Source organism: Streptomyces sp. NPDC059897 (assembly GCF_042730865.1).
Taxonomy (GTDB): Bacteria; Actinomycetota; Actinomycetes; order Streptomycetales; family Streptomycetaceae; genus Streptomyces.
This window is the reverse complement of the sequence record NZ_JBHWKQ010000042.1, coordinates 61,770-69,475: the sequence shown is the minus strand read 5'-3', so window position 1 is coordinate 69,475 and position 7,706 is coordinate 61,770. Positions and strand designations below refer to the sequence as shown.

At 72.7% G+C, this 7,706-nt stretch carries 8 protein-coding genes; 3 read left to right on the top strand and 5 right to left on the bottom strand.

Annotated features, from left to right (window positions below; all coding sequences use genetic code 11):
• Nucleotides 1-54: 54 nt before the first annotated feature.
• The 3 genes from ACFV9W_RS32335 to ACFV9W_RS32325 form a co-directional block, all read right to left on the bottom strand.
• Complete coding sequence (locus ACFV9W_RS32335) at nucleotides 55-2,538, bottom strand: Tex family protein (RefSeq protein ID WP_385768208.1); 2,484 nt, start codon at nucleotides 2,536-2,538, stop codon at nucleotides 55-57.
• Between the two features lie 77 nt (nucleotides 2,539-2,615).
• Nucleotides 2,616-2,747: an LPFR motif small protein gene (locus tag ACFV9W_RS32330; RefSeq protein ID WP_385768205.1), complete on the bottom strand. Its 132-nt coding sequence runs from the start codon at nucleotides 2,745-2,747 to the stop codon at nucleotides 2,616-2,618.
• An 80-nt stretch (nucleotides 2,748-2,827) separates the two neighbouring features.
• Complete coding sequence (locus ACFV9W_RS32325; RefSeq protein ID WP_385768202.1) at nucleotides 2,828-3,703, bottom strand: hypothetical protein; 876 nt, start codon at nucleotides 3,701-3,703, stop codon at nucleotides 2,828-2,830.
• A gap of 115 nt (nucleotides 3,704-3,818) precedes the next feature.
• Between ACFV9W_RS32325 and ACFV9W_RS32320 the strand changes: the two genes are divergently transcribed.
• Complete coding sequence (locus ACFV9W_RS32320; protein ID WP_385768199.1) at nucleotides 3,819-4,763, top strand: GlxA family transcriptional regulator; 945 nt, start codon at nucleotides 3,819-3,821, stop codon at nucleotides 4,761-4,763.
• 61 nt (nucleotides 4,764-4,824) lie between these two features.
• The gene (locus tag ACFV9W_RS32315) at nucleotides 4,825-5,445 is read left to right on the top strand and encodes a DJ-1/PfpI family protein (protein WP_385768195.1); all 621 of its coding nucleotides are present in this window, start codon (nucleotides 4,825-4,827) and stop codon (nucleotides 5,443-5,445) included.
• Between the two features lie 3 nt (nucleotides 5,446-5,448).
• On the opposite strand, the gene ACFV9W_RS32310 is transcribed toward ACFV9W_RS32315, so the two are convergent.
• Complete coding sequence (locus ACFV9W_RS32310; RefSeq protein ID WP_385768192.1) at nucleotides 5,449-6,204, bottom strand: enoyl-CoA hydratase/isomerase family protein; 756 nt, start codon at nucleotides 6,202-6,204, stop codon at nucleotides 5,449-5,451.
• A 253-nt stretch (nucleotides 6,205-6,457) separates the two neighbouring features.
• Between ACFV9W_RS32310 and ACFV9W_RS32305 the strand changes: the two genes are divergently transcribed.
• Nucleotides 6,458-6,997 (top strand): ATP-binding protein, encoded by a 540-nt coding sequence (locus ACFV9W_RS32305; RefSeq protein ID WP_385768229.1) that lies wholly within the window; start codon nucleotides 6,458-6,460, stop codon nucleotides 6,995-6,997.
• Here the strand turns inward: ACFV9W_RS32305 and idi are convergent.
• On the bottom strand, nucleotides 6,963-7,556 hold the full coding sequence (idi, locus tag ACFV9W_RS32300) for an isopentenyl-diphosphate Delta-isomerase (protein ID WP_385768189.1): 594 nt from the start codon (nucleotides 7,554-7,556) through the stop codon (nucleotides 6,963-6,965). The genes ACFV9W_RS32305 and idi overlap by 35 nt on opposite strands.
• Nucleotides 7,557-7,706: the final 150 nt, after the last annotated feature.

Below are 7,706 nucleotides of genomic sequence, written 5' to 3'. Positions count from 1 at the left end.
GCCCGGCCGGTCGTGGCCGGGCGCACAGCCCCCGCTGAGTCGGACTCCGGCCGTTTAGGCCAGCCCTGCCTTCCGCAGCGCGTCCGCCATCGCCGAGTTCGCCGGCGGCGTCGCGGGCCGGCCCTTGCCGCCCCCCTTGCCACCACCGGAGCCACCGGACCCGCCGGAACCACCACGGCCGCCCTGCCGAGCCTGCTGCCGCGGCGGCTTGCGGTCGCCGCCGCGCTCACCCCGCTCACTACGGCTTCCGCGCTCGCCACGCCCGCCGTTGCCGCCGCCGGAGGCCTTCTCGTCGTCCAGCCGCAGCGTCAGCGAGATCCGCTTGCGCGGCACGTCGACGTCGAGGACCTTCACCTTGACGATGTCGCCGGGCTTGACCACGTCGCGCGGGTCCTTGACGAACGTACGGGAGAGCGCCGAGACGTGCGCGAGCCCGTCCTGGTGCACGCCGACGTCGATGAACGCCCCGAAGGCGGCCACGTTGGTGACCACGCCCTCCAGGATCATCCCGGACTCCAGGTCGCCGATCTTCTCGACGCCCTCCTTGAAGGTGGCCGTCTTGAAGGCGGGCCGCGGGTCGCGCCCCGGCTTCTCCAGCTCCTTCAGGATGTCCGTGACGGTCGGCAGGCCGAACGTGTCGTCCACGTAATCGGCCGCCTTCAGCGAGCGCAGCGCCCCCGCGTCGCCGACCAGCGAGGCGACTTCGCCGCCCGTCGACTTCGCCATCCGGCGCACTACCGGGTACGCCTCCGGGTGCACGGACGACGCGTCCAGCGGGTCGTCGCCGCCGCGGATGCGCAGGAAGCCCGCGCACTGCTCGTACGCCTTCGGGCCGAGCCGCGCGACGTCCTTGAGGCCCTTGCGGTTGGTGAACGGGCCGTTGGAGTCGCGGTGCGTCACGATGTTCTCCGCGAGGCCCGCGCCGATGCCGGACACACGCGCGAGGAGCGGCGCGGAGGCCGTGTTCACGTCGACGCCCACACCGTTCACACAGTCCTCGACCACGGCGTCCAGCGAGCGCGACAGCTTCACTTCGCTGAGGTCGTGCTGGTACTGGCCGACGCCGATCGACTTCGGGTCGATCTTCACCAGTTCGGCGAGCGGGTCCTGCAGGCGGCGCGCGATGGAGACGGCGCCGCGCAGCGACACGTCCATGTCGGGCAGCTCCTGCGAGGCGAACGCCGACGCCGAGTACACCGAGGCGCCGGCCTCGCTCACCATCACCTTGGTGAGCTTCAACTCCGGGTGCTTGGCGATGAGTTCACCGGCGAGCTTGTCGGTCTCGCGGGACGCCGTGCCGTTGCCGATCGCGATCAGGTCGACCGCGTGCTCCTTGGAGAGCTTCGCGAGCTTGGCGATCGCCTCGTCCCAGCGGTTGGCCGGGACGTGCGGGTGGATGACGTCGGTGGCGACGACCTTGCCCGTGGCGTCGACGACCGCGACCTTCACACCCGTACGGAAACCGGGGTCGAGCCCCAGCGTCGCGCGCGTGCCCGCGGGGGCCGCGAGCAGCAGGTCGCGCAGGTTCGCCGCGAAGACCTTGACGGCCTCGTCCTCGGCGGCCGTGCGCAGCCGGGTGCGCAGGTCGAGGCCGAGGTGCACCAGGATGCGCGTGCGCCAGGCCCAACGGACCGTGTCCTGAAGCCACTTGTCGCCCGGACGGCCCTGGTTGGAGAGCCCGAAGCGGCCGGCGATGATCGGCTCGTACGAGGACGAGGACGAGGACGAGGACGAGGACGAGGTCGCCGCGGCCGGGGCGTCGGCGTCCGCGGCGGGCTCCTCCGGCTCCAGGACGAGCTCCAGCACGTCCTCCTTCTCGCCGCGCAGCATCGCCAGGACGCGGTGCGAGGGCAGATCGGTGAAGGGCTCCGCGAAGTCGAAGTAGTCGGCGAACTTGGCGCCCGCCTCCTCCTTGCCGGTCTTGACCTTCGCCGCGAGCCGGCCGCGCCCCCACATGCGCTCGCGCAGCTCGCCGATCAGGTCGGCGTCCTCGGAGAAGCGCTCGGTGAGGATCGCGCGGGCTCCGTCGAGCGCGGCCTGGGCGTCGGCGACGCCCTTGTCGGCGTCCACGAACGCCGCGGCGGCGGCCTGCGGCTCCACGGACGGGTCGCCGAGCAGCCCCTCCGCCAGCGGCTCGAGCCCCGCCTCGCGCGCGATCTGCGCCTTCGTGCGGCGCTTGGGCTTGAAGGGCAGGTAGATGTCCTCCAGGCGGGCCTTGGTGTCGGCGGCGCGGATCTGCGCCTCCAGCCCGTCCGTCAGCTTGCCCTGCTCGCGCACCGAGTCGAGCACGGCGGTGCGCCGCTCCTCCAGTTCGCGCAGATACCGCAGCCGCTCTTCCAGGGTGCGCAGCTGGGCATCGTCGAGGGACTCCGTCGCCTCCTTGCGGTAGCGGGCGATGAAGGGCACGGTCGAGCCGCCGTCGAGCAGCTCGACGGCGGCCTTCACCTGCCGCTCCCGTACGCCTAGTTCCTCGGCAATCCTGCTCTCGATGGATCCGAGCCCGGATCCAGCAGTGGTGCCAACTGTGGGTGTCGCCACGATCCCGTACCGCCTATGTCGACTGAGGTTGCGCGGCAATTGTGGCAGGTGGCACCGACACTCGGGGATCAGGGAGGTCAGACGCGGTGCGCGCGGCCGGACCTGGAGGCGCCGCCGAACAGCCGGGCGAGGGCACGGAACGGCAAGGTCACGACGGTGGCGATGGCACCGGCGATCTGGCGGAGAATGTCGGCGATTGCGCTGAACATACGGCTTTCTCCTCTCGTGTGTCCCGGCCGCGAACGGGCGGCCGGAACACACGAGTACCTCACTTCGTGCTGCTCAGACCTCAGGCGGCCTTGCCGATCAGATCGGCGGGGAACGCGCCGTTGCCGAGGGCCGCGCCGACGAACTTCGTCGCGAGTTCGGTCAGGCGTGCCACGCCCGCCTCGCCGAGGTGCTCGTAGGGGGCGCGGTCGAGCGCGTCGGTGCGGTGCTCGATCTCGGCGCGCAGCGTCACGCCCTGCTCGGTGAGCGTCAACTCCTCGTCGGCGGTGAGCAGTCCGCGCGCGCGAAGCCGTTCGGCGGCCGCGTCGTAGTCGGCCCTGTCCCAGCCGCGCGTGGCGAGCAGCCACTTGGGGGCCATGCCCTTGCCGGTCGCGACGTGGCTCACGAGGGCCTCGACCGGGTCGAGTTCGGCGCCGACCAGCACCGCGATGTGCCCGTCGCCGCGGTGCTCGCGCAGCAGCGACGTGGCGTGCCAGTACGCCATGTGCGGCGCCTCGGGGACGTCGAGGTCGGCGTGGGCGGCGTACAGGGGGCGGGCGTGTCGCGTGCAGGCCTCGGCGGCGCGCAGGGCGAGTTCGGCGGCCTCGGCCATCTCCGGGGAGGCGAGCGCCTCCTCGCCGAGCAGGCGGCGCAGCGTCGAGTCGACGGCACGCGCGCGTGCGGCGAGCACCGCCTGCGGGGAGGCGGTCTCCCACACGGCCGGCACGTGCCGGGCCACCAGCTCGTGGTTGAAGTTGTAGAAGGTGGCGGTCACCGTTCCGGCGCCGACGGCCCCCATGGGCGCGGAGCGCGCCGCGAGGTAGGCGGCGCTGGAGTCGGTCACGCCGATGGCGGCCAGTTCCTTGCCGAGGTCGGGCGAGAAGTAGTGCGTGGAGTGGAACGGGTTGAGCACGTTGTGACAGTGGCGGGCGGCGCGCAGGCGGGGGTCCGAAGTCATGGACCCACGTTACCGACCGGTCGGTACGGCTGGCAGTACCGGGCACCCGCCCATGGCAGGAAAGGTGGGGAACTCGTCATTGCGGCCATCGGACGCGGGCCGAAGAATGGGCCGCATGCCGCCGCGCACCGTCTTGGTCCTCCTCTTCGACCGCGTACAGAGCCTCGACGTCACGGGCCCCGTCGAGGTCTTCTCCGGCGCCGACGACGCCTACCGCGTGCACACCGCCTCGTTCGACGGCGCCCCGGTGCGCACATCGAGCGGACTGACCCTGACGCCGGACCACGCCCTCGCCGACGCCCCGGCCGCCGACACGCTCCTGGTCCCCGGCGGCGAGGGCACGCGCGACGCGGACCCGCGCCTGACCGACTGGCTGCGCGAGCACGCCCCGCACGCCCGGCGCACCGTCTCGGTGTGCACCGGCGCGTTCCTGCTGGCCCGCGCGGGGCTCCTGGACGGCCGCCGGGCCACGACGCACTGGGCGTTCTGCGACACCCTCGCCCGCCAGTACCCCGGCGTCTGTGTGGACCCCGACCCCGTCTTCGTACGCGACGGCGACGTGGCGACCTCGGCGGGGGTGACCGCCGGCATCGACCTCGCGCTCGCCCTGGTCGAGGAGGACCACGGGAGGGACGTGGCGCTGCGGATCGCCCGGGCGCTGGTCGTGTTCCTGCGACGCCCGGGGAACCAGGCCCAGTTCTCCACCCAGCTCGCCGCGCAGACGGCCCGCAGGGAGCCGCTCGGCGAGGTGCAGCGGTGGATCGCCGAACACCCCGGGGCGGACCTGTGCGTCGAGGCGCTCGCGGCCCGCGCCCGGCTCTCCCCGCGCCACTTCGCCCGCGCCTTCCGTACGGAGACGGGCATGACGCCCGGCCGGTACGTAGAGCGCGTCCGCGTCGAGCACGCCCGCCGCCTCCTGGAGGACACCACGGCAGGCGTCGAGGAGATCTCCCGCTCCAGCGGCTACGGCACCCCGGAGGCGATGCGCCGCGCCTTCCTCAAGACCCTCGGCACCGCACCGGCCGAGTACCGCCGCCGGTTCCACGCACCTCTGGGCTGAACCCCGCCCGGCCGGCACATCAGACCTGCCCGACCCGTCCGACCCGTCAGAAAGGCATGACATGCAGATCGCCATCGCCCTCTACGAGCGTTTCACCGCCCTCGACGCCATCGGCCCCTACCAGACCCTCGGCGGCATCCCGGACGCCGACGTCGTCTTCGTGGCCGAGCGGACGGGACCGGTGCGCGACGACTCGGGGCGGCTCGCGCTCGTCGCCGACAAGACCTTCGACGAGGTGCGCTCCCCGGACGTGGTGGTCGTGCCCGGCGGCCCCGAGCAGAGCGACCAGACGGCCAACGGTCCGCTCCTGGAGTGGCTGCGCGCCGTCGACGCCACCACCACCTGGACGACGTCCGTGTGCACGGGCTCCCTCGCACTCGCCGCCGCGGGCCTGCTCAAGGGGCGCGAGGCCACCTCGCACTGGCTCGCCCTGGAGGAACTGGAGCGGCTGGGCTCCACGTCGACCGGGCGGCGCGTGGTCTTCGACGGCAAGTACGTCACCGCGGCAGGCGTCTCGTCCGGCATCGACATGGGCCTCGCCCTCGCGGGCCGGATCGCGGGGGACGAGACGGCCCAGGCCATCCAGCTGATGACCGAGTACGACCCGCAGCCGCCCTACGACGCCGGATCCCCGGACAAGGCGCCTGCCCACCTCGTGGCGATGTTCCGCCAGGCCGGCTGAGGCTCAGGCCCCGACCGACCACTCGAAGCGCGGAGCGCGTCGCTCCAGGAACGCGGCGACGCCCTCCGCGCTCTCGCCCCCGGTGCCCGCCTGCTCGGCCCAGTGCGCGTCCCGGTCCGTGCGGCCCGCGACGAACTCCTTCGCCGCGGCCTGCGTCAGCTGCGAGCGGGCGGCGAGGGTGCGGGTGAACCCGGCGACCCGCCCGGCCAGTTCGGCCTCGGGCAGCACCTCGTCCACCAGGCCGGTGCGCAACGCCCGCCCGGTGCCGATCAACTCGCCGGAGAACAGCAGGTACTTCGCGGTCGCCGGGCCCACGAGCGCGGCGAGGCGGCGCGTGGAGGAGGCCGGGTAGACGATCCCGAGCTTGGCCGGGGTCACCCCGAACCGCGCGCCCTCCGCGGCGAAACGCAGATCGCAGGCCGCGGCCAACTGGCTGCCGCCGCCCACGCAGTACCCGCGCACCACGGCGAGCGTCGGCTTGGGGAAGGCGGCCAGCGCGTCCTCCGCCGCGACGGCGAGCCCCTGCGCGGCCCCCTCGCCCAGTGTCGATATGTCGGCCCCCGCGCAGAACGTGTCCCCGGCCCCGGTGAGCACGAGCACCCGCACCTCGGGGTCGGCCGCGAGCCGTTCGAGGAGCGGCGGCAGGGACGCCCACATGGCGTCGGTCATGGCGTTGCGCTTGGCCGGGTGGTCGATCACGACGGTGGCGACACCCTCGGCGACGGCGTGCGTGAGCTGCGGCGGGGACACGGAAGACATGGCGGGATGCTAGCCGGGCGCTCGGCGCGGCCGATGCCGCGGTCGGCGTGTCGTGCAGCTCGTAGAACAAGCTTAAGAAGGCTTAAGTCGGGCACAACGGGGTCGGGATCGATCAACTCTCCGGCCCGCTCGACCACCAATGGTCAAATCGCGTCGATACTCGCTGACTTCTGGTCAGTCCCGCGGCCCGGAGCAGGTGATTCCCAACACTCGAAGCGTGGTGACAATCGAGCGCAAGGGCGGCGACCTGACAATGAGCGACCACGGGTGGGGGTCCCGCCCACGTCCTCAGGACAATGGGGGCGCGCCGCCCCCTGATCGTCCCGCGGACGGGCCGCTCCCGTACGAGGGAGTGTGGCGGTTCACAGCGCAGGCGGTCGACGCCTCCGTGCCGCAGGCCCGGCGCGCGGTGCGCGAGTTGCTCACCCGGCAGGGCGTGCCCGCGCCGGACGACCTGGTGCACGGGCTGCTCGTGATCGTCTCGGAACTCGTCACGAACGCGGTGAAGCACGCCGCCGTCGTCTCGCCGATGCTCGCCGTGGAGGTCGCCGTCGGCCCGGAGTGGGTGCGGGTGTCCGTGGAGGACGAACACCCCTACAAGCCCACGGCCCTTGAGGCCACCAGCGGCCAGACCGGCGGTCGCGGCCTGCTGCTGGTGCGCGAGATCACGGCGGAGGCCGGCGGCGTCTGTGACGTCGCCGGCACCGCGAGCGGGGGCAAGGTGATCTGGGCCGCCCTGCCCCTCAAGCCCGAGACGGCTACCAGCCCGCCGACTGGCCCGTCAGCTCCCTGACCGCGGGCCGCGCCGCGTCGAGGACCGTCATGAACCACGCGGAGAAAGGGTCCTTGGCGTGTCGCTCGGCCAGCTCGTCGGCCGTCACGAACGCCGTCGCCCCGACCTCCTCCGGGTCGGGGTCCAGGCCTGCCTGCACGAGGCCCACGAAGAGGTGGTTGAACTCCTGCTCCACCAGGCCCGACTCCGGGTCCGGGTGGTTGTAGCGCACCGTTCCCGCCTCGCCCATCAGGGACGGCGAGACGCCGAGCTCCTCGAAGGTGCGGCGCGCGGCCGCCGCGAACGGGGCCTCACCGGGGTAGGGGTGGCCGCAGCAGGTGTTCGACCACACGCCGGGGGAGTGGTACTTGCCGAGCGCCCGCTGCTGCAGCAGCAGCCGGCCCTGCTCGTCGAAGAGGAACACGGAGAACGCTCTGTGCAGCTGCCCGGGCGGCTGGTGAGCCGCGAGCTTCTCCGCCGTGCCGATCGTCCTGCCGTCCTCGTCGACGAGTTCCAGCAAGATCGCTTCTCCGGTGCCGTTCGACGAGCTGTTCGTCGTGGGGGCAGGTGTGATCGGCATACCCATCCTTCGTTTCGGTCCTCGAACCAAGTCTGCCGTACGGAACGGACAACCCCCGTGCTGCCGGTGTCCCGCAAGTCCCGCCCGGCCGCGCGGCCGGGCGGGGCCGGGGTGGTTTAAAAAAAAACCAGCCCCCCAGACACCACAGAA

Excerpts from the sequence above, each read along its gene's own strand:
- ACFV9W_RS32325 (WP_385768202.1), bottom strand. The coding sequence starts at position 3,703 with ATGACTTCGGACCCCCGCCTGCGCGCCGCCCGCCACTGTCACAACGTG.
- ACFV9W_RS32305 (WP_385768229.1), top strand. The coding sequence starts at position 6,458 with ATGAGCGACCACGGGTGGGGGTCCCGCCCACGTCCTCAGGACAATGGG.
- ACFV9W_RS32320 (WP_385768199.1), top strand. The coding sequence starts at position 3,819 with ATGCCGCCGCGCACCGTCTTGGTCCTCCTCTTCGACCGCGTACAGAGC.
- idi (WP_385768189.1), bottom strand. The coding sequence starts at position 7,556 with ATGCCGATCACACCTGCCCCCACGACGAACAGCTCGTCGAACGGCACC.
- ACFV9W_RS32310 (WP_385768192.1), bottom strand. The coding sequence starts at position 6,204 with ATGTCTTCCGTGTCCCCGCCGCAGCTCACGCACGCCGTCGCCGAGGGT.
- ACFV9W_RS32330 (WP_385768205.1), bottom strand. The coding sequence starts at position 2,747 with ATGTTCAGCGCAATCGCCGACATTCTCCGCCAGATCGCCGGTGCCATC.
- ACFV9W_RS32315 (WP_385768195.1), top strand. The coding sequence starts at position 4,825 with ATGCAGATCGCCATCGCCCTCTACGAGCGTTTCACCGCCCTCGACGCC.